Origin of the sequence: Pseudolactococcus piscium (assembly GCF_002441695.1) — a bacterium.
Taxonomy (GTDB): Bacteria; Bacillota; Bacilli; order Lactobacillales; family Streptococcaceae; genus Pseudolactococcus; species Pseudolactococcus piscium.
Map to the genome: position 1 here is coordinate 66,777 of NZ_JXJW01000003.1, position 20,084 is coordinate 86,860.

The 20,084-nt window shown below is 39.1% G+C and carries 15 protein-coding genes and 1 riboswitch; all 15 genes read left to right on the forward strand.

What is annotated here, in order from left to right:
* Window positions 1-54 precede the first annotated feature (54 nt).
* The 15 genes from RU86_RS02170 (at window position 55) to oppC (ending at window position 20,074) form a co-directional block, all read left to right on the forward strand.
* Window positions 55-354 (forward strand): bacteriocin immunity family protein, encoded by a 300-nt coding sequence (locus RU86_RS02170; protein WP_096813834.1) that lies wholly within the window; start codon window positions 55-57, stop codon window positions 352-354.
* Window positions 355-477: 123 nt separating this feature from the next.
* Window positions 478-644, forward strand: a riboswitch (M-box (ykoK) riboswitch).
* 299 nt (window positions 645-943) lie between these two features.
* Entirely contained in the window at window positions 944-3,517 is a 2,574-nt protein-coding gene (gene mgtA, locus RU86_RS02175; RefSeq protein ID WP_096813836.1) for a magnesium-translocating P-type ATPase, read from the forward strand.
* Between the two features lie 79 nt (window positions 3,518-3,596).
* Complete coding sequence (locus RU86_RS02180; RefSeq protein WP_096813837.1) at window positions 3,597-4,532, forward strand: manganese-dependent inorganic pyrophosphatase; 936 nt, start codon at window positions 3,597-3,599, stop codon at window positions 4,530-4,532.
* Between the two features lie 159 nt (window positions 4,533-4,691).
* On the forward strand, window positions 4,692-5,228 hold the full coding sequence (locus RU86_RS02185; RefSeq protein WP_096813839.1) for a YceD family protein: 537 nt from the start codon (window positions 4,692-4,694) through the stop codon (window positions 5,226-5,228).
* 258 nt (window positions 5,229-5,486) lie between these two features.
* Complete coding sequence (gndA, locus tag RU86_RS02190; protein WP_096813841.1) at window positions 5,487-6,908, forward strand: NADP-dependent phosphogluconate dehydrogenase; 1,422 nt, start codon at window positions 5,487-5,489, stop codon at window positions 6,906-6,908.
* Between the two features lie 184 nt (window positions 6,909-7,092).
* On the forward strand, window positions 7,093-7,785 hold the full coding sequence (locus RU86_RS02195) for a response regulator transcription factor (RefSeq protein WP_047916201.1): 693 nt from the start codon (window positions 7,093-7,095) through the stop codon (window positions 7,783-7,785).
* 264 nt (window positions 7,786-8,049) lie between these two features.
* Window positions 8,050-9,543: a HAMP domain-containing sensor histidine kinase gene (locus tag RU86_RS02200; RefSeq protein ID WP_096813842.1), complete on the forward strand. Its 1,494-nt coding sequence runs from the start codon at window positions 8,050-8,052 to the stop codon at window positions 9,541-9,543.
* A gap of 261 nt (window positions 9,544-9,804) precedes the next feature.
* Window positions 9,805-11,043: an ammonium transporter gene (locus RU86_RS02205; protein ID WP_096813844.1), complete on the forward strand. Its 1,239-nt coding sequence runs from the start codon at window positions 9,805-9,807 to the stop codon at window positions 11,041-11,043.
* 37 nt (window positions 11,044-11,080) lie between these two features.
* Window positions 11,081-11,422 carry a P-II family nitrogen regulator gene (locus RU86_RS02210; RefSeq protein ID WP_047916198.1) on the forward strand — a complete coding sequence of 114 codons (342 nt, stop codon included), beginning with the start codon at window positions 11,081-11,083 and terminating at the stop codon, window positions 11,420-11,422.
* 195 nt (window positions 11,423-11,617) lie between these two features.
* Window positions 11,618-12,976 (forward strand): UDP-N-acetylmuramoyl-L-alanine--D-glutamate ligase, encoded by a 1,359-nt coding sequence (gene murD, locus RU86_RS02215; protein ID WP_096813845.1) that lies wholly within the window; start codon window positions 11,618-11,620, stop codon window positions 12,974-12,976.
* 2 nt (window positions 12,977-12,978) lie between these two features.
* Window positions 12,979-14,085 carry an undecaprenyldiphospho-muramoylpentapeptide beta-N-acetylglucosaminyltransferase gene (gene murG, locus RU86_RS02220; RefSeq protein WP_096813946.1) on the forward strand — a complete coding sequence of 369 codons (1,107 nt, stop codon included), beginning with the start codon at window positions 12,979-12,981 and terminating at the stop codon, window positions 14,083-14,085.
* Entirely contained in the window at window positions 14,075-15,127 is a 1,053-nt protein-coding gene (locus RU86_RS02225) for a cell division protein FtsQ/DivIB (protein ID WP_179296176.1), read from the forward strand. Before murG ends, RU86_RS02225 begins: the two co-directional genes overlap by 11 nt.
* A 231-nt stretch (window positions 15,128-15,358) precedes the next feature.
* On the forward strand, window positions 15,359-17,338 hold the full coding sequence (locus RU86_RS02230) for an ABC transporter substrate-binding protein (protein ID WP_096813847.1): 1,980 nt from the start codon (window positions 15,359-15,361) through the stop codon (window positions 17,336-17,338).
* A gap of 323 nt (window positions 17,339-17,661) precedes the next feature.
* The gene (locus RU86_RS02235) at window positions 17,662-19,155 is read left to right on the forward strand and encodes an ABC transporter permease (RefSeq protein ID WP_096813849.1); all 1,494 of its coding nucleotides are present in this window, start codon (window positions 17,662-17,664) and stop codon (window positions 19,153-19,155) included.
* 1 nt (window position 19,156) lies between these two features.
* Window positions 19,157-20,074 (forward strand): oligopeptide ABC transporter permease OppC, encoded by a 918-nt coding sequence (gene oppC, locus RU86_RS02240; RefSeq protein WP_096813850.1) that lies wholly within the window; start codon window positions 19,157-19,159, stop codon window positions 20,072-20,074.
* The last annotated feature ends 10 nt before the right edge of the window (window positions 20,075-20,084 follow it).

A 20,084-nucleotide genomic window follows, 5' to 3' on the forward strand; every position in this document is an offset into this window, starting at 1 on the left:
AGTTTTGACATGTGACGCTTAAAGGTGTATCATCTAGTCAAAAAGGAGGCGCATATGTCAAATAAATTATCCTGGTTTTCAGGTGGGGGAGAGCGGTCGCAGGAGGCTGTTGTGATAATTGACGCTCTAGTCAGTGACTTAGCCAGTCAGCCTACTACTGAGCCGTTAAAACAGGTATTAAGCCACTACAGGGATGAGTTAGTGCAACGTGCGTCATCGGTACCGATGATTTTAAGTCGGATGAATTTGGATATAGCACGAACTCTAACACAAAATGGGATTGTCCTAACCACGTCGCAGTCCAGTCAGCTAAAAGCTATAACTGCCTTATCCAATATCAGATACGGCTATTAGTCAGGTTTAAGTGAAGATATGGTGGGGTTTTATTGTTAGTCAAATTTTTAGTATTTTATCACAGAATACTTTACAAATGCTAATTTTTAAGTTACAATTAGCCTGTAATACCTATAAAAATTAAATAATCATTGTTAGATGAGGCTCCTATACTGGAAATATGCTACTGCCGCGAAATGTCGAGAGACGCCAAGCTGGTCAAACAAAATAAATCGTGAAGGTTTATTTCAATGTAGCTAGAAGAATTTCTTACGCCGTATAGTGCTAAAGTTCAACGATAGGCTAATGTGCGCTGATAAACGATCAAGGAATCTGGGCACCAACTTATTGTTGGTGCCCAGATTCCTTTTATTTTGCATGATGATCTTGTGAGGTGCCGATTGTATGATCCAGCTGAACACACCCTCATACAAAATAAAGTTGCCTGTTGCCCAAGCCGATTTTTAAACTGCTAAGACAATGATTCAAGGAAAGAAAAAGGTGCTAACGGCCATCATTTTCTAGGGCATAAAAAGTGGTTTGTCTTGTTTTGACAGAGAACCACATATTATTGTCTAGGATAGGCTAGTTAGCAGCTAAGAGGTCTAAAATGGAAAAAAAGACAAAAGCATTTGAATTACAACAACTTGCCTTGCAATCGACAAAGCAATTGTATGAAGCTTATACGACGTCCTCAGACGGGTTAACAGCTTCTGAAGCCAAAGCTCGCTTGGAAAACTTTGGTATGAATATTGTCGCCGCTCAAAATCCGATACCTGCTTGGAAAATTTGGCTGAATGCGCTAAAAGATCCCTTTGTTATCGTCTTATTGCTATTGGCATTTGTATCTGTTATAACCAATGATTACGAAGCTGCTCTTGTCATGAGCTTGATGGTCATTTGTTCCGTATCTATCAGTTTTTATCAAGAATACGCGAGTCAAAAGACTAGCATCAACTTGCGTGAGATGATTGAAAACACGGCAGCAGTAATCCGTGATGGTCAGCAACAAGAAATCCCTATGGATGAGGTTGTACCTGGAGATATCGTTAAGTTGCATACAGGGGATATGATCCCAGCAGATGGCGTTTTATTAACATCAAATGACTTATTCATCAACCAAAGCTCATTAACAGGTGAGTCTCTACCAGTCGAAAAATTGCCACTCATAGAGAATAATCAAGATGCCTTCTCTAAGAAATCAGCTGTTGATTTACCCAATCTTTTATTCATGGGAACAGATGTCCTTAGTGGGCAAGGCTTGATTCTCATCTTAAAAACTGGACAAGCAACCTTCTTCGGTGATATTGCGCAAAGCGCGACAGGTAGCAAGGCTGATACGGCATTTGAAGTTGGACTGAAAAAAGTCAGTGCGCTACTCTTAAAAATGATTGCGATTTTATTTCCGGTTGTTTTTGTTCTGAATGTGTTTACAAAACATGATGTGAGTAATGCCTTTTTCTTTGCGATTGCTGTAGCGGTAGGGCTAACACCTGAGATGCTACCGATGATTGTCAACTCAAACTTGGCAAAAGGTGCGCAAAGACTGGCTAAAGAAAAAGTCATCGTCAAAAAATTGTCAGCGATTCAAAATCTAGGTGCGATGGATATTCTGTGTACGGATAAGACGGGTACGATTACAGAAGACCGTGTTGTCCTCATGCACTATGTTGATCCTTTTGGCAATGAAAATGAAGCAGTACTGAATTATGCTTATCTTAATTCTAAATATCAAACAGGCTGGCGGAACCTGATGGATGTGGCTGTGCTGGATTATTTTTCAAGAGAAAAAAAACAACTCCCTTTTGAGAATATCAGTAAAATCGATGAAATTCCTTTTGATTTTTCACGTCGTCGCTTATCTGTAGCCTTGTCTATAGCGGCTGAAAAAGTGATGATTACTAAAGGGGCCGTTGAAGAAATGGCTGAGGTTTGTGATTCAGTACTCATCAATGGTGAAAAAATAGCCTTAACACCGGAGCTTATTGAGCAGATGAAGGCTGTGAATATTAAAATGAATCAAGATGGCATGCGTGTCATCACAGTCGCACAAAAATCAATTCAAAGTGATACGATTAACATCTCAGATGAAAAAGAGTTGACAATTCTAGGCTTTATTGGATTTTTAGATCCAGCAAAAGCATCAGCTATCACAGCAATTTCATCATTACAGGCACATGGTGTCACCGTAAAAGTACTAACTGGAGATAATGCAATCGTTGCACAAAAAGTCTGTGTGGATGTTGGCATTAATGCGGAACACTATCTTTTAGGGACTGATATCGATCAAATGAGTGATGCAGTATTGCTAGATCAAGCTGAGCGTGTTCACTTATTTGCTAAGTTAAATCCGATGCAAAAAGAGCGCGTGATCAAGTTACTTAAGCAAAATGGTCATACAGTCGGTTTCATGGGAGATGGCATCAATGATGCCCCTTCTTTAAGAACGGCAGATGTCGGGATTTCAGTAGATACTGCTGCAGATATTACCAAAGATGCCAGTACAATCATCCTGCTAGAAAAAAGTCTAGAAGTCTTAGAAGTAGGTGTGCAAGAAGGACGCCGTGTCTTTGTCAACATGATGAAGTATATCAAGATAACCCTCAGTTCAAATTTCGGGAACGTCTTCTCTATTCTGATTGCTAGCGCCTTCTTACCCTTCTTAGCGATGCTATCCATGCAACTTTTAGTGCAAAATCTAATCTATGATGTTGCCCAGTTAGCCATTCCATGGGATAACGTCGATCCGGAAGAAATCGAAAAGCCAGTGACTTGGAACATGAAAAATTTAGTTCATTTCACGGTCTTAATTGGTCCAGTCAGCTCAATTTTTGATGTCTTGACCTTTATCATTCTTTATTTTGGCTTTCACTATAACACGGTCGCTAGTCAAGGTGCCTTCCAAAGTGGCTGGTTTGCGGTTGGCTTGATTACGCAAACACTTGCACTTCACATCTTACGTACTAAGAAATTGCCTTTTATCAAGAGCCGAGCAAGTCTACCAGTCTTTGTCACAACAGGTGGTGTATTCATCGCAGGTGGGTTATTAAGCATGACGTCTCTCGGTCATTTCTTTGATTTAAAGCATCTCCCAGTAAATTATTGGCTAATCTTCCCGTTCATTATTATCGGGTATCTGATCGTGCTACAAGTTGCCAAAAGGATTTATCAAAAAAGTGCCTAAATCTTTATTATAGAGGGCAAATTTGATATAATGACTACTGAAAGTAAATTCTTAAAAAGAAATCAAGAGGAAGTAATACATGTCTAAAATTTTAGTTTTTGGTCACCAAAATCCGGATACAGATGCGATTGGGTCATCTTATGCCTTTGCAGAGCTTTCGCGCTTGCGTGGCCTTGAGACGGCTGAAGTCGTTGCGCTTGGTGATGTAAATGAAGAAACTGCCTTTGCACTAGATTACTTTGGCGTACCAGCACCACGTGTTGTTACTTCTGCCAAAGCAGAAGGTGCTGATCAGGTGATTTTGACAGACCATAATGAATTCCAACAGTCTATCTCAGATATTCGCGATGTGACGATTTTAGGTGTTGTAGACCATCACCGTGTCGCGAACTTTGAAACGCAAGCACCATTATTTATGATTTTGGAACCAGTTGGTTCGGCATCATCTATCGTTTATCGTCAGTTCAAAGCTGATGGTCGTGAGATTCCTAAAGCAACAGCGGGTTTGCTCTTGTCTGGCTTGATTTCAGATACTTTACTTCTAAAATCACCAACAACGCATGAAACAGATGTAAAAGTTGCTGAGGACTTGGCTAAAATCGCAGGTGTAGACCTTGAAACCTATGGCCTTGCCCTACTCAAAGCAGGGACTAATTTGGCGACAAAACCAGCCGACGTACTGATTGACATCGATGCCAAGACTTTTGAATTAAATGGTCACAGTGTGCGTGTTGCACAGGTCAATACCGTTGATATTCCTGAAGTGCTAGCGCGTCAGTCTGAAATTGAAACAGCAATTAAAACAGCAATGCAAGCTAATGCCTACTCCGATTTTGTCTTTATGATTACAGACATCGTCAATTCAAACTCTGAAATTTTAGCCCTAGGCCAAAATAGTGACAAGGTTGAAGCTGCGTTTAACTTTGAGCTAAAAGATAATCATGCTTTCTTGGCTGGTGCAGTCTCACGTAAAAAACAAGTAGTCCCACAATTAACCGAGTCATTTAGCAAATAATAGTTTTCGATAGCTGCCTTAAATTTACTCAGCTATCATCATGTAAATAGGTGCGTATAAAAGCTACAGCAAGTGGCCTTATGTTCACCTATTTTTTGAATTTAGCCCCTATCATTCTAATTTTAAATATTATACAATAGCATTAAGGAGATTAATAAGATGAAATGGTCTTTACAAGAATTAAATAAAAAGAAGTCAGTTACATTTGAAGATGATCTTGATTTGAAACAAAATTTGATGTCACGAGACTCAGAAATTTTGGACGTATCTAAGATAGCAGTTCAAGGCCGCCTGGATGCAGATGGTGGTGTATACGCTTTAAATTTCACAGCTAAATTTGATTTGACGATGCCATCAAGCCGTAGCTTGACGCCAGTTATCTTGCCGATGGAGATGACCATATCGGAGCTATTTACAAATGCCGCGTTTTTTGAGGAGAATCAAGAAAATCTCGATGCAGATATGCTCTTTGTTTTAGAAAAAGACGTGATTGATTTAGAAGAGGCAGTCTCTGATAATATCTTATTAGATTTACCTTTGCGTGTGCTTACAGATGAAGAAAAAACGTCAGATATATTACCGACAGGGTCATCTTGGCAGGTTTTATCAGAAGCAGATTATGCCAGATTACAAGCAGAAGAAATCGTAACGGATAAAGAGACACCTTTTTCTAAATTAGATGGCCTGTTTGATTAAAAATAGGCTATGAGGTTAAAAGTGTCGTTAGTTAGACAATCAATTCAAAAAATAAAGCACAATAAACACCCAAAATATCTGATAATGAATGAAGGTAGAGGTGTTTTTTGATATAAAAATATAGATTTTAAACGATTTTTTATGATATTGACAAAAAAATTAACTTTTTAGCCTTTTAGACTTGAAAAATGATTAAAAATATATTATAATTAATTCTTATAAAGTATAAAAATATAAGACTAAATAGGAGAATAGGCAATGACGCAAGCAAATTTTGGTGTAGTTGGTATGGCAGTGATGGGTCGTAATCTGGCGCTTAACATTGAATCACGTGGTTATAAGGTCGCAATTTTTAATCGGTCTAGAGAAAAAACGGAAGATGTGATTGCTTCGCATCCGGATAAACAGTTTGTGCCGAGTTATGATATTACTTCATTTGTGAATTCTATTGAAAAACCGCGTCGGATCATGTTGATGGTTCAAGCAGGTCCGGGGACAGATGCAACCATTCAAAATCTTTTACCACATTTGGATAAAGGCGATATTTTGATCGATGGTGGGAATACATTCTATAAAGATACTGAGCGTCGTAATGCTGAACTAGCTGATTCAGGTATTAATTTTATTGGTACAGGTGTTTCTGGTGGTGAAAAAGGTGCGCTAGAAGGACCTTCTATCATGCCTGGCGGTCAAAAAGAAGCCTACGAACTTGTTAAAGATGTTTTAGAAGAAATTTCGGCTAAAGCACCAGAAGATGGCAAGCCTTGTGTGACTTATATCGGCCCTGCTGGCGCCGGTCACTATGTCAAAATGGTGCATAATGGCATCGAGTATGGCGATATGCAATTAATTGCAGAGTCATATGATCTGATGCAACGCTTACTTGGTCTTAATGCATCTGATATGCAAGCTGTTTTTGCGGAGTGGAATAAGGGCGAGCTTGATAGCTATCTGATTGAAATTACAACAGATATTTTGACGCATCAAGATGATCAAGGTCAAGAAGGCCCAGTTGTTGATTATATCTTAGATGCTGCTGGAAATAAAGGGACTGGTAAATGGACAAGCCAATCAGCGCTTGATTCAGGTGTCCCATTACCTTTGATTACAGAGTCAGTATTTGCCCGTTATATTTCGACATACAAAGAAGAGCGTGTCGCGGCAAGTAAAGTTTTGAAAGCACCTGACTTTAAGTTTGAAGGTGACAAAGCTGAGTTGATTGAAAAAATTCGTCAAGCGCTTTACTTCTCTAAAATCATGTCTTATGCCCAAGGGTTTGCCCAATTACGTGTTGCATCTAAGGATAACGATTGGGACTTACCTTTTGGTGAAATTGCTGCTATCTGGCGTGCTGGATGTATCATCCGTGCACGTTTCCTACAAAAAATTACAGATGCTTATGGTCGCGATGAAGATCTAGCAAATCTTTTGCTGGATGAATACTTCATCGATATCACAGCAAAATATCAGCATGCTGTTCGTGAGGTTGTAGCCATTGCTGTTCAAGCAGGCGTGCCGGTTCCGACATTCTCAAGTGCTATCGCCTACTTTGATAGTTACCGTTCAGAGAATTTACCTGCAAATCTAATTCAGGCACAACGGGATTACTTTGGTGCGCATACCTACGAACGTAAAGATAAACCTGGTATCTTCCACTACTCTTGGTATGATGAGAAATAAAAAGAGTAAGTGTCATCGTTTGTCCCTATCCTAACGTAAGAGGCAGTATCCGATAGTGTCTGGTAGAGTTGTGTTTTTAAAAATAAATCGTAAAAATTCTGACTACTGATTAGCTCAGTGGCATACTTAAGAGTTGTGTTATACGTGATGTATAGCTTAAACTCAATAGAAAGAGATATTAAAAATGGTAAAGAAAATTCTTATTATTGAAGATGAAAAACAATTAGCACGATTTGTGTCACTTGAACTAGAACATGAGGGGTACAGTGTTGTTGTACGTCATGATGGTCGTAGTGGTCTTGAAGCAGCAATGGCTCAAGATTGGGATATGATCCTCTTAGATTTGATGTTACCTGAGTTAGACGGATTTGAAGTTGCCCGTCGTTTACGTAATGAGAAACAAACACCGATTACGATGATGACTGCGCGTGATAGTACCATGGATAAAGTAGCTGGTCTTGACATTGGTGCAGATGACTATATTACAAAACCGTTTGCCATTGAAGAATTACTGGCGCGTTTACGTGCTAATTTCCGTCGTCAAGATCGTGAAATTCAAAAGCGTAAAAAAACTGATGGGACAACTTTCCGTGATTTGACGATCAATAAAAAGAATCGTCAAGTAGAACGTGGTGGAGAAGTGATCGACTTGACAAAACGTGAGTATGATTTATTGACGACACTGATGAAAAATGTCAACGATGTTGTGACGCGTGAACAACTTGTTCAAAATGTATGGGGATATGATGAAGGAACAGAGACAAACGTTGTTGATGTTTATATTCGTTACCTACGTAACAAATTGGACCAAGATGGTAAAGATTCTTATATTCAAACAGTTCGTGGTTTAGGCTACATGTTACGTGAAAATAACTGATTGATCCCATCATAAGTCAAGTTGCACCTGCAAAGATGTAGGTTGCTAACATATAAGTCAGTCATCTGATGCGATTAGCCCGTAGATTTATAGTGCGGTATGCTAGGATATGGTAAAACTGATTCATAACGATCATTAATAGCGATCATCTATCTGGATGGTCGTTATTAAACATTAACGTTGCATTTTGTTTAATAGACTGACTTAGCTATTATCTTGCTGAAGTCATCGTAAACAGGTGCTGTCACAATTTAGGAGAATTTGATGGGAATCCGACCATCTCAGGAAAAGCAAGTTAAAAAACGCAGTATCAAAGTCAAATGGTCTTTTGCTAATATGCTTTTTTGTTTTTTGGTTTTTACAATTTTTGCAACCATTTCATATCAGACGTCGATTATGTATTTCTTGGAAGGTGAAAAAGAAGATCTAGTCAAAGTTGTTAACTCTGTTTCTGAACATTTGGAAAAAGCTAATGATAATTTGACACCTCAAAACATTTATAAGTATTTAGGTTATCGAGAGGAGGGCGTGCTTGAAACTTTCTACGATAAAGCTGGTCATGAAATAAAATCAGCTAGGGAGATAGGCATTCCTCGTGTAGACTGGCGATATTTTCAGGTTTACGATAAGGATGAGCAAATCATTTTCGCTGCCAAATCTGCTAATATCTCACTTTATAGTACAAGGTCTACTAAACCTGTTATTGTCAAGATGGGCAATAAAACAGGATTTATTATCACGCGACGGATCAGATCTAAAAACACAGGTAAAGTAGTTGGTTACTTGCAATCATTTAATGAATTGAACTTTTATTATGTGATTCGAAATAAACTCTTATTTATACTCATTGCTCTTGAGGTTGTTGCCATGCTATGGGCCAATTTCATTGGTTATTTTGTATCAAGTCATCTCTTAAAACCGCTATCCAAACTACATTTAGCCATGAAGCGAATCACCAAGTTACCATCAGGAGAATTTGAAGAAATTAAGATTAATTCCGGAGATGAGATTGAAGAGCTGGCAGATGTATTTAATGGTATGATGCAGAAAAAACAGGACTATTTGGAAGGACAAGAGCGATTTGTATCTGATGTGAGTCATGAATTGCGGACGCCACTTGCGGTACTTGATGGGCACATCAATCTTTTACTCCGTTGGGGGAAGGATGATCCTAAGCAGCTAAATGAGTCACTAGAGGCGTCACGGCAAGAAATACAGAAAATGTCTAGTATGATCCAAGATATGCTCGATATAGCACGTTTGAAGCAAGATAGCGGTAATGAGATGGAACAGACGCAAGTTGTGTCATGTGTATCTGACCTCGTTAATAATTTCAGGATGGTTCATCAGAACTTCACGATCGAATTTGAAACGCGTATCTCTTCTGAAGTTTGGGCCCAAATTTATAAAAACCATTATATACAAGCGTTGACGATTTTGATGGATAATGCAGTTAAATATTCAGGTGAAAAAGAGACCTACATCAAAGTTTCTCTCTTTGCAGAGGAAGATATGATTGTTTCGGAAGTGTCGGATCATGGTCTAGGCATAGGTGAAGCAGATCAAGCCTTTATATTTGAGCGATTTTTCCGAGCGGATAAGGCTAGAAATCGAGAAATTGGGGGTACTGGGCTAGGGCTTTCGATTATTGAAAATATTGTAAAAATATACAAGGGCTCGATTGCTGTTGACTCTGAGATTGGTAAAGGCTCAATATTTACCATGAAAATTCCTAAAGCTAAATTAACGAAGTTGTAATCGCCTTAAACTAAGCAAAATAACAGGTTTTCGATTTGTTAAAGCTAGGGGTGAGCAATCTTCAAATGTGCTTAATAGCACCTAAAAACGTTGTCTTCGGATGACTTTTTTTATACAGTAAAAAATTAGTTTGAATTTTTAGAATATTCACTATTTACAAGTGCTAATTTCTATGTTAGAATATGGAATATAACTTATGTTAGAACTTCTAACATCCGCATTTGAGCGTAAGCTCACTCTGACATTATTTTAGGAGATTTTATGAACTCAGGAAGTATTGCTTTTATCATTATGTGTGCGGCTCTGGTCTTTCTCATGACACCAGCGTTAGCATTTTTCTACGGTGGCTTGGAGCGACGCAAGAACGTCCTTAATACAATGCTTATGGCCGTTATCCCACTAGGTGTTGCCTCTATTCTTTGGGTAGCTATTGGCTATACGCTATCATTTTCTGGAGATGGCAGTTGGATTGGTAACTTTGGTCATGCCTTCTTTAATGGTGTGAGCATGTCTAAAAACAGTCTACATGGTCTTGAAATACCAGATGGTTTATTTGGTGGCTTCCAGATGATGTTCTCGATTATAACTGTTGCCTTATTAACAGGTTCAGTTGTTGGTCGTATGCGCTTTACACCACTCGTTATCTTCATGGCTTTCTGGTTAGTTTTAGTTTATTATCCATTAGCGCATATGGTTTGGGGTGGAGGTTTCCTTGCTAAAATTCACTCAATTGATTTTGCTGGTGGTAATGTTGTCCATATTTCATCAGGCGTCAGTGCACTCGTGTTAGCAATTGTCTTAGGACGTCGTCGTGATTATGCACGTCTTGAATATCGACCGCATAACATACCGTTTGTACTCCTAGGTGCCGGTTTGCTTTGGTTTGGTTGGTTTGGGTTCAATGCAGGATCAGCTCTTGCAGCAAATGGCCTTGCCGTTCATGCACTCATGACGACAAATACCGCAGCCGCAGCTGCCATGTTATCTTGGCTCCTTGTTGAGAAGATAATGATTGGTAAACCAACAGTTGTCGGCGCTTCAACTGGTATGGTCATTGGACTTGTGGCGATAACACCAGGTGCTGGTTTTGTATCACTGTGGTCGTCTATCTTAATTGGTGCACTTGTTTCACCAATTTCATACTACTTTATTTCAGTTGTTAAGCATAAATTTGGTTACGATGATGCTTTAGATGCATTTGGTGCACATGGCATTGGTGGTATATTTGGTGGGATTATGACAGGTCTCTTCACCATGCCAGCACTGGCTTTAGAAAAAGGCTATTCCGGTGCCATTTACGGCTCTGCTAAGTTATTGATTGCGCAAATCGAGGCAATCGCGTTCACGATCGTCTTTAGTGCTGTTGTCACGTTTATCATTATCAAAGTGATTGCCTTATTCACAGAAATTCGTGTCAGTGACCGTGCAGAAGCAGTTGGACTTGATGATAGTGAACATGATGAAACCGCCTACCCAACATTTATGGGACTTGATAGCTAATCGTGTTATAATCGGACAGGTAAAGGAGAGTTGAGTGATGAAAAAAGTAGAAGCGATTATTCGCACTGAAAAATTAGAAGATTTGAAAGATGCATTGGTAAAACATGATCTAGCAAAAGGGATGACTGTAACGCAAGTGTTGGGATACGGGAATCAAAAAGGGTTTGTTGAATATGTTCGTGGTCAAAAGTTAAATACAACCTTACTTGCAAAGATAAAAATTGAAATTGTTACCGTTGAAGAACGGGTTGCAAAATTGATTGACGTCATTCAAGAAACAACCCAGACTGGTGAAGTCGGGGATGGCAAGATATTTGTACTGCCTGTTGAAAGTGTCATTCGTATTCGAACAGGCGAAAAAGATGGCGATGCGATCTGATTTTTAAAAAATAACTCATATTTAGCAGGGAATCTTCTTTAGGGAAACTAGAAGATAACCTGCTAGATATTTTTTTTGATTTGTTAATCGGCTAATGCTTCCTGTTGAAAAAAAACGCTAAAAACGGTAAAATTAGAGGATATAAATGCAAGCGTTACACACTGGTCTGTGTGGTTGACCTAAAGGGAAGTAATGATGAAAAAAAATTCAAATTTTAAAAATAAAAAAGTATTAGTCTTAGGTTTGGCCAAATCTGGTGAGTCTGCTGCGCGCGTGCTAAAAGCACTAGGTGCAATCGTCACAGTAAATGATGGTAAGCCTTTTGATGAAAATCCAGCAGCACAAAGCTTGTTAGCTGAAGGTATCAAAGTAATTACGGGTGAACACCCATTAGGCCTCTTGGAAGAAGCGTTTGAAGTGATGGTTAAAAACCCTGGTATTCCTTATGATAATCCGATGGTCGTTCGAGCATTAGCATTAGGGATTCCAGTGATCACTGAGGTTGAGTTAGCCTATCTCATCTCTGAATCGCCAATCGTTGGCATCACAGGAACAAATGGTAAGACGACGACGACCACGATGATTGCAGAAATCCTTAACGCAGATGGCCAAGTTGCTAAATTATCTGGGAACATTGGCTTTCCAGCATCAGATGTTGCTGCAAGCTCAACCTCAGATGAACGACTCATCATGGAATTATCTAGTTTTCAGCTAATGGGGATTGAGACGTTTCGACCTCATATAGCGGTCATCACAAATGTCTTCTCAGCACATTTAGATTATCATGGGTCGCAGGTCGGTTATGAAGCTGCCAAGTGGCGTATCCAAGAAAATATGACAGCTGATGACTACCTGGTCTTAAACTTTAATCAAGAAAAATTGCGACATAAAGCGGGACAGACACTAGCGAAAATTGTGCCCTTTTCTACATCAGATGAAACCAAGAATGGGGCATACGTTGCTGATGGGCAAATTTACTTTAAAGATGAGCGAATCATGTCAGTAGCGGATTTATCCTTACCTGGCGAGCATAATCTAGAGAATGCACTAGCAGCAATTTGTGTGGCAAAACTATCAAATGTCTCTACTGAGGCTATCGTTAGTATTTTGACGACGTTTTCAGGCGTCAAACATCGCTTACAATACCTAGGTCAAAAATCAGCAATCAAATTTTATAATGATAGTAAAGCGACCAATATTTTGGCAACACAAAAAGCTTTGTCAGGTTTTGATAATCAGAAACTTTGGCTTTTGGCAGGGGGGCTTGATCGTGGTAACGGCTTTGAGGCGCTAAGTTCAGATATTGCAGGCTTAAAGGGCATGGTTGTCTTTGGAGAAACTGCACCCAAGTTACGTCGATTAGCAGAGGAACTCAATATCCCGGTGTTTGAAAGTGAGACTGTTGCGACTGCCGCTCAACTTGCGTATGAACAGGCGATACCTGGTGACACAATCTTACTCAGTCCTGCAAATGCAAGCTGGGATCAATATAAGACCTTTGAGCAACGTGGGGATTTGTTTATCGATGCCTTTAGTAAATTGGAAGAAAAATGACTATGAAAATTATTGTAAGTGGCGGTGGAACTGGTGGGCATATCTATCCAGCATTAAGTTTCATCAAGTTTTTAAAGACAGTTGAGCCAAATCTTTCTGTTCTTTATATTGGTACAGAAAAAGGATTGGAATCAACGATTGTACCAGAAAATGGCATTCCGTTTAAAACGGTTGATGTCCAAGGATTCAAAAGATCTTTATCACCTGAAAACGTAAAAACGGTCTATAAGTTTATGAAGTCAGTTTCAGATGCTAAGAAAATGATTAAGGAGTTTAAACCAGATATCGTGATTGGGACTGGTGGGTATGTGGCAGGACCGGTTGTCTATGCAGCTGCAAAACTAAAAATTCCAACGATTGTGCATGAGCAGAATTCTATTCCAGGCATTACCAATAAATTTTTGAGTCGATATGCGACACGTGTGGCATTAGCATTCCAGGAAGCAGGAGAATTTTTTCCGCCTAAAAAAACGAGTTTCACTGGTAATCCTCGAGCGCAAGAAGTTGCTGATTTAACAGAATCTGGTAATGTACTCAGTGATTATGGGTTAGCGACAAATAAAAAAACTATCGTGATATTTGGTGGGAGTCGTGGTGCACTTAAAATCAATACTGCAGTGATAGAGGCGCTACCAGAATTGGCTAAAAAATCCTATCAAATTCTCTATGCGTCAGGAGAAATCTATTTTAATGATCCTGAGTTTTCTGAGATGTTTGAGACGTATAACAAAGAGAAAAATATAAAGATAGTACCTTATATTAAAAATATGGTGGAAGTATTAAATGACGCCGATCTTATTTTATCTCGTGCTGGTGCAACCACATTAGCCGAAATAACAGCACTTGGCTTACCCTCTATTTTAGTGCCAAGTCCTTATGTGACGGCAGATCACCAAACAAAGAATGCTGAAGCGCTTGAAAATGCAGGTGCGGCGATTCGGATTAAAAATGATACGCTGACAGGTGAGCGTATTGTCAATGCAATCGATAGCCTGTTGCTGGATGATGTCACATATAGACAGATGGCAGAAAATGCGCTTCGTGAAGGTGTACCTGACGCAAGTCGGCGCTTGTACCAGTTAGTCAAGGATGTGTTGCATGGCAGATAAAGATAAGGACAAGCAAGCAGAGTTGACCCCTTGGCAAAAACAGCATGCAGCATTCGAGAAAAAGAAAGCTGCAGAAGCAGCTAAGCAGGCGCGTGAGGAGAGGCGACAGAAACAGCCAATTAAGGTGGTATCCGTCGTCGAAAAATATGATGCGATAGCTGTGACAACGCCAGATAAACCACCTAAACAATCTCTACTAGCGAAATTTAAAGCAGGATTGAAACCAAATGAATCAAAACCTATGCTTGACGTCTTAGGTAAAATGTGGCCCTTTCTTTTAGTATTTATCCTAATCTTATTGGGTAGTGGCTATGTTGTTTCACCACTGAGTAAAATCGGTAGTTTTAAGACAACGGGTAACGTTCATGAATCAACCAAACAAATTGCTGCAGCCACAAGCATCAAGACGGGGGATCATGTCTGGAAAATTGTTAAAGCTAAACAAACGATTTCATCACAGATAACTAAAGCTTTTCCGAGAGTTAAGTCAGCTAGCATTAGCTTGCAGTTACCCAATCATTTTACCGCTAAAATTACGGAATACGGTGAGAGTATCTATCTTAAAACAGGTGCGACTTATCAAATAGCGTTGTCAGATGGCACGCTATTAACTAGCGAGGCGGTTGACCCGCAAAAATTGAATGCGATGCCGGTTCTTGAAGGCTTCAATCAAAAAGAAGTTGAACAGTTTGTGAAAGCCTATGAAACACTGACATCAGATACTAAGGCTCAGATGACAACGGTCACTAAAGTACCAACTAAAGCCACAACTGATTTTATAGCAATTGATATGAAAGATGGCAATCAAGTACGCGTACCACTCAGCCAGATGGCAGATAAGCTACCTTACTACAAAACGGTTGCTCAGAGCATAACGGAGGCAAGTGTCGTCGATATGGAGGCAGGTATTTATGCCAAGCCAAAAGCTGCCTACCAAAAAGAATTAGATGACCAAGCTGATAAAGATAAGAAGTCTGATAAATCATCGACTGATAGCTCAGATGCTAAGGATAGTACAAGTCAGACTGAAAAATCTGAATAACTGTAAATGATATAGGAGTTCTTGGCTAAATAATGGGTTGTCGCTTTTAAATTTCAATGCTCGTAAACGCAACATATCAGCTATTTAGCGCTTTTATAACATCGTGTGTCATAAGTTGTGACATTACTTTTGAAAAAAGTGTCTGAATTCCTTGACATTTAAGAAAAATTTAAGTAAACTAAGAAAGTAAATTCTTTTTAAAAAATTTAATATTTCATTAGGAGAAAGCATATGAACAAAAGAACAAAAATTATTGGTGCTGGTTTATTATCTGTTGCAGCTTTAGGTTTTTTAGGCGCATGTGGTAATAAAACGGAGTCTAGCAAATCAGACAACAAGGATTATTCATATTACTATCAGTATGATCCAGAGACGTTGGATTATACATTTTCTGGGCAACGTTATACAGCTGAAAACACAGCCAATTTTGTAGATGGGTTAGTTTCATATGACCAATACCGTCAAATCGTTCCTGCACTAGCCAAATCATGGGAGGTGTCTGAAGACGGTAAAACATATACCTACCATATCCGTAAAGATGTGCCTTGGGTAGATGCTGATGGCAATGAATACGCAACTGTTAAACCATCTGACTGGGTGACTGGTCTCAAACATGCAGCAGATACAAACTCAGAAACACTTTATCTAGTGGCTGATTCTGTGACCGGTCTTGCTGACTATGCTAGTGGTAAAGATAAAGACTTTTCAAAAGTCGGCATTAAAGCTGATGACAAAAAAGGGACTTTGACTTATACCTTGAATCAACCTGAAACATATTGGAATTCTAAAGCAACTTACGGTATCCTATACCCAATTAATGCTGAATTCCTTAAAGAAAAAGGCAAAAACTTTGGTAAAGTATCGACAGATGGTATCCTCTACAATGGTGCATTTATCGCTACAAAATTTGATAATAAATCAGCTATCGAGTATAAAGCCAATAAAACTTACTGGGATAAGAAAAATGTCCATATTGATAATGTCAAATTATCATTCTATGATGGCAAAAAACCTGAAGACTTGTATAAAGGCTTTAGCGATGGTAAATATAATAAAGCACAACTTTATCCAACAATGCCTTATTACAAGTCAGTTGATAAATCAAACGTTGTATGGACGAAACAAGAAGCGTCTACTTACTTTGGTATGTTCAACTTAAACCGTCAAAACTATAACCATACAGCCCATGATACCGATCCTAAGAAAGCCGCGACTAAACAGGCTATTTTAAACAAGGATTTCCGTCAGGCGATTGGTTTTGCTTTTGATAAAGCAAAATACAATGCTCAACGTGTTGGTGAAGAAGGCGCAGCAAAAGCAGTTCGTAACACGCTTACGCCGTATGACTTTGTAACGATTGCGGGTAAACCTTATGGTGATACAGTCCAATCTGATTTACAAGCGATGAATAGCGATTCTTGGTCTAAAGTATCAGTTAAACAGGGTGAGAATTCAACTTATAATGTAGACTTGGCTAAGGCAGCTTTTGCTAAAGCGAAGACTGCACTTGCAGCGCAAGGTGTTGACATTTCTAAAGAAAATCCGATCGTACTTGACGCGCCTGTTCTGGATACGAGCACAGTTAATATTGCTGCATATGCGTCATTAGCTAACTCAATTGACAAAGCATTTGATGGTCAAGTTAAGTTAAATTCAATTAAATTACCTCAGGATCCATATCTCCAAGCAGTCTTCTCGTTTAAAGTCGCTGCAGATGCGGATTATGACTTTAATATTAGCGGATGGGGACCAGACTATGCTGACCCAGCGACATACCTGAATATCTTGTCGCCAAAACAAGGTGATATCACGACGAAACTTGGTTTAGAACCAACTGTAAAAGTTGAGGGTGAAGATAAAGGGCTTGCCGCTAAAGCAGCAGTTGGCATGGATGACTTCCAAAAACTGTTAGATACTGCTAATGGCATCGGTACTGACACGACTGCACGTTACCAAGCATTTGCTAAAGCAGAAGCATGGTTGATTGATAATGGTATCATCGTACCAGTATATTCACTTGGTGCAGTACCAATGGTTCAAAATGAAGTGCCATTCTCAAGAATAGATTCTAATAGTGTAGGGTCAACTGTCTATTCTTACAAATATGCTAAAACGACTGACAAACCTGTCTCTGCAAAAGCATACGAAAAAGCATTTAAAGGTTGGGAAGCTAAAGTTGAAGAAAAATCTAAATCAGCTGATAAAAGATAAATATCGCGAATAACGCACCTGTCACACAAACATGTGACGAGGCAATTTTGAAGTCGTTTTCGTTAAAGTCAGGGTAATAGTGGGTCAAAGAGGCGATCTCTTGGGAATACCTATCTGTTAGGTTGACGGTAAATAGCCGAAAGTGGTTTGGTTTTATACTTATTAACAAGTAAGTATGAGATGAAGCAAAAATGAGACTAGAATTTCTGGTCTCAATTTTGCGTTATAGAGCCTATCGCTTCAAGTACTTGATTAAAGCGAATGCTAAAGCTCTATAGCTTGAATTTTAGTAAATATCTTAATTATAGAATGGTTTGAAATATATGAAGAAATATATCTTATTTAGAGTGCTACGGGCACTAGTATCGATAGTTGTTGTGACAACCATTATCTATGCGCTTGTCTTTAGCCTAATCCCACGTCGCCAAATTTTCACATCTGACGAACAGTATGCTAGGGTGGCTGGGAAGGCTGATGAAAGAAGCCAGTATGAGAATGCTGTCTTTCAGCGCCAAGGTTACATCAACTACTTGAATCAAAAAGACTTAATTGCTAAAGTTAGCAAAAGCGATGCGAGTTTTGATGGCACTGATAGTAAGTCAAATGTAGCTGCTGCTAAAAAATGGGCTAAGTCTGCCTCTGGAAACTGGAAAATTGAACAATTACCAGTATCTAAGACAATTTATGCAACGCAAGAAATTTCGATTTGGCGCCGTGTAGTCAAGTTTTATGCTAATCTGATCCAGATAGACCATCCTTGGAAAATTCAAGATAAGACTAACCCAGATTTGAAGCGTTTTGTTAAGTTGACATGGGAAAAAGGAAACGGCCCTGCTTTGATAGGCTCTGGTACACAACATAAGTATTTAGCCTATGTAGATGGTAAGTTTCCCTTTATTCACCAAAAGATTATCACGTTAAACCTTGGGGATTCTTATCCAACCTTTAGTGGTCGGTCAGTTACTGAAGTCTTGACAAGTGGTCAAGGTGAAACAGTCACACGTGAAATTACGTTGTCAAATGGTAATACCATGAATACCTCGATGGATATTCATACAGCAACTTACCAAAGTCCTAAAAATCAAAGTAGCCGGATGAAACGTGTTTTTAAAGACGACTATACAAATGTTAAAAATATCTATAAAGATCCATCAATGTTAGGCAACTCAGCAAGAATTGGGATCGTTGGTGTCATTCTGGCATATCTGATTTCAATTCCATTAGCAGTATTCCTAAGTCGTCATGCAGGTGGTCTAATTGACCGATTTGGCTTGATTTTTATCACTGCATTGATTGCCTTGCCAAGTTTGGCGATTATCTACACAGACCGCTTTGTTGGTTCTTTGACAGGATTACCAGATTCATTTACAACCAATGGCGCAGCCAGTCTATCTTCTTATGTACTGCCTACTATTATCCTTGCCTTGCTTCAAGTGCCAAGTTTAACGATGTGGGTACGACGATATATGATAGACCAACAGTCTTCCGACTATATTAAGTTTGCACGGGCTAAAGGTTTGTCTGAAACTGAAATCTCTAGAAAACATATCTTCAAGAATGCGATGATCCCAATCTCAAATGGGATTCCAACCGCTATTATCGCAACAATCGCTGGTGCAACGATGACAGAAACAATTTTCTTGATTCCAGGGATGGGTAAAATGCTGCCGGATGCCATTTCGGCGCATAATAACCCGATGGTAATCGGGATTACCTTCATTTTAACCAGCTTAGCCGTTATCGCGGTACTTGTTGGGGATATTTTAATGCAAATTATTGATCCACGAATTCAATTATCAAGTAAAGGAGGTAAATGAAATGGCAGAAAATGAATTATTTAAATTTGTAGCAGCTCATGGCGATGAGTCAGAAAAAATTTCAGCACCCCTTTATTCTTATTGGAGAAGTGTGATGAGAAAATTTTTCTCATCTAAATTTGCTGTCGCGATGTTGGTTTTACTCGTTGGTTTGTTACTCATGAGTTTTATCCAACCCTTATTTTCAGGGTATACAGTGATTGACTCTGGTAAGATAGACGACTTTAGCCTACGCTATAACTACCCAAATTTCAAAAATTGGTTCGGGACAGACTCAACAGGCCAATCTTTATTTAATGCAGTATGGGCTGGTGCTAAAACATCGATTTCGATTGCCTTGCTAGCGACAGTGATTACAACATTTATCGGCGTAATCGTAGGTGCTATATGGGGACTATCAAAAAGTGTTGATAGAGTCATGATTGAGGTTTACAATATTATAAGTAATATTCCTTTAATCTTGATTTTGTTAGTCTTCTCTTATGCCTTTGGGTCAGGTTTCTGGAATTTACTCCTTGCTATGTGTATCACATCCTGGATTTCGGTTGCCTATAAAATCCGTGTGCAGGTGATGATGTATCGTGATCGTGAGTACAATATTGCGTCACGTACCTTAGGTACAAAAGCAAGCACGATGATTAATAAGAACATCTTACCTTATCTGATTTCCGTTATTGTGACGATTGTTAGTGAACAACTACCGATGTTTATTTCTTATGAAGTATTCCTAGGCTTCTTAGGTGTTGGTTTATCTGCGGATACGCCTTCCCTTGGTCGTATTATTGCTAACTACACGGACAATATCACAAGTCATGCGTATCTATTTTGGATACCTGTCTTAGTATTAGGTATGGTAACCGTCTCACTCTTCATCGTTGGTCAAACACTTGCTGATGCTAGTGATCCACGTACGCATTAATAGGAAAGGA

Excerpts from the sequence above, each read along its gene's own strand:
- RU86_RS02170 (WP_096813834.1), top strand. The coding sequence starts at position 55 with ATGTCAAATAAATTATCCTGGTTTTCAGGTGGGGGAGAGCGGTCGCAG.
- mgtA (WP_096813836.1), top strand. The coding sequence starts at position 944 with ATGGAAAAAAAGACAAAAGCATTTGAATTACAACAACTTGCCTTGCAA.
- RU86_RS02180 (WP_096813837.1), top strand. The coding sequence starts at position 3,597 with ATGTCTAAAATTTTAGTTTTTGGTCACCAAAATCCGGATACAGATGCG.
- RU86_RS02185 (WP_096813839.1), top strand. The coding sequence starts at position 4,692 with ATGAAATGGTCTTTACAAGAATTAAATAAAAAGAAGTCAGTTACATTT.
- gndA (WP_096813841.1), top strand. The coding sequence starts at position 5,487 with ATGACGCAAGCAAATTTTGGTGTAGTTGGTATGGCAGTGATGGGTCGT.
- RU86_RS02195 (WP_047916201.1), top strand. The coding sequence starts at position 7,093 with ATGGTAAAGAAAATTCTTATTATTGAAGATGAAAAACAATTAGCACGA.
- RU86_RS02200 (WP_096813842.1), top strand. The coding sequence starts at position 8,050 with ATGGGAATCCGACCATCTCAGGAAAAGCAAGTTAAAAAACGCAGTATC.
- RU86_RS02205 (WP_096813844.1), top strand. The coding sequence starts at position 9,805 with ATGAACTCAGGAAGTATTGCTTTTATCATTATGTGTGCGGCTCTGGTC.
- RU86_RS02210 (WP_047916198.1), top strand. The coding sequence starts at position 11,081 with ATGAAAAAAGTAGAAGCGATTATTCGCACTGAAAAATTAGAAGATTTG.
- murD (WP_096813845.1), top strand. The coding sequence starts at position 11,618 with ATGAAAAAAAATTCAAATTTTAAAAATAAAAAAGTATTAGTCTTAGGT.
- murG (WP_096813946.1), top strand. The coding sequence starts at position 12,979 with ATGAAAATTATTGTAAGTGGCGGTGGAACTGGTGGGCATATCTATCCA.
- RU86_RS02225 (WP_179296176.1), top strand. The coding sequence starts at position 14,075 with ATGGCAGATAAAGATAAGGACAAGCAAGCAGAGTTGACCCCTTGGCAA.
- RU86_RS02230 (WP_096813847.1), top strand. The coding sequence starts at position 15,359 with ATGAACAAAAGAACAAAAATTATTGGTGCTGGTTTATTATCTGTTGCA.
- RU86_RS02235 (WP_096813849.1), top strand. The coding sequence starts at position 17,662 with ATGAAGAAATATATCTTATTTAGAGTGCTACGGGCACTAGTATCGATA.
- oppC (WP_096813850.1), top strand. The coding sequence starts at position 19,157 with ATGGCAGAAAATGAATTATTTAAATTTGTAGCAGCTCATGGCGATGAG.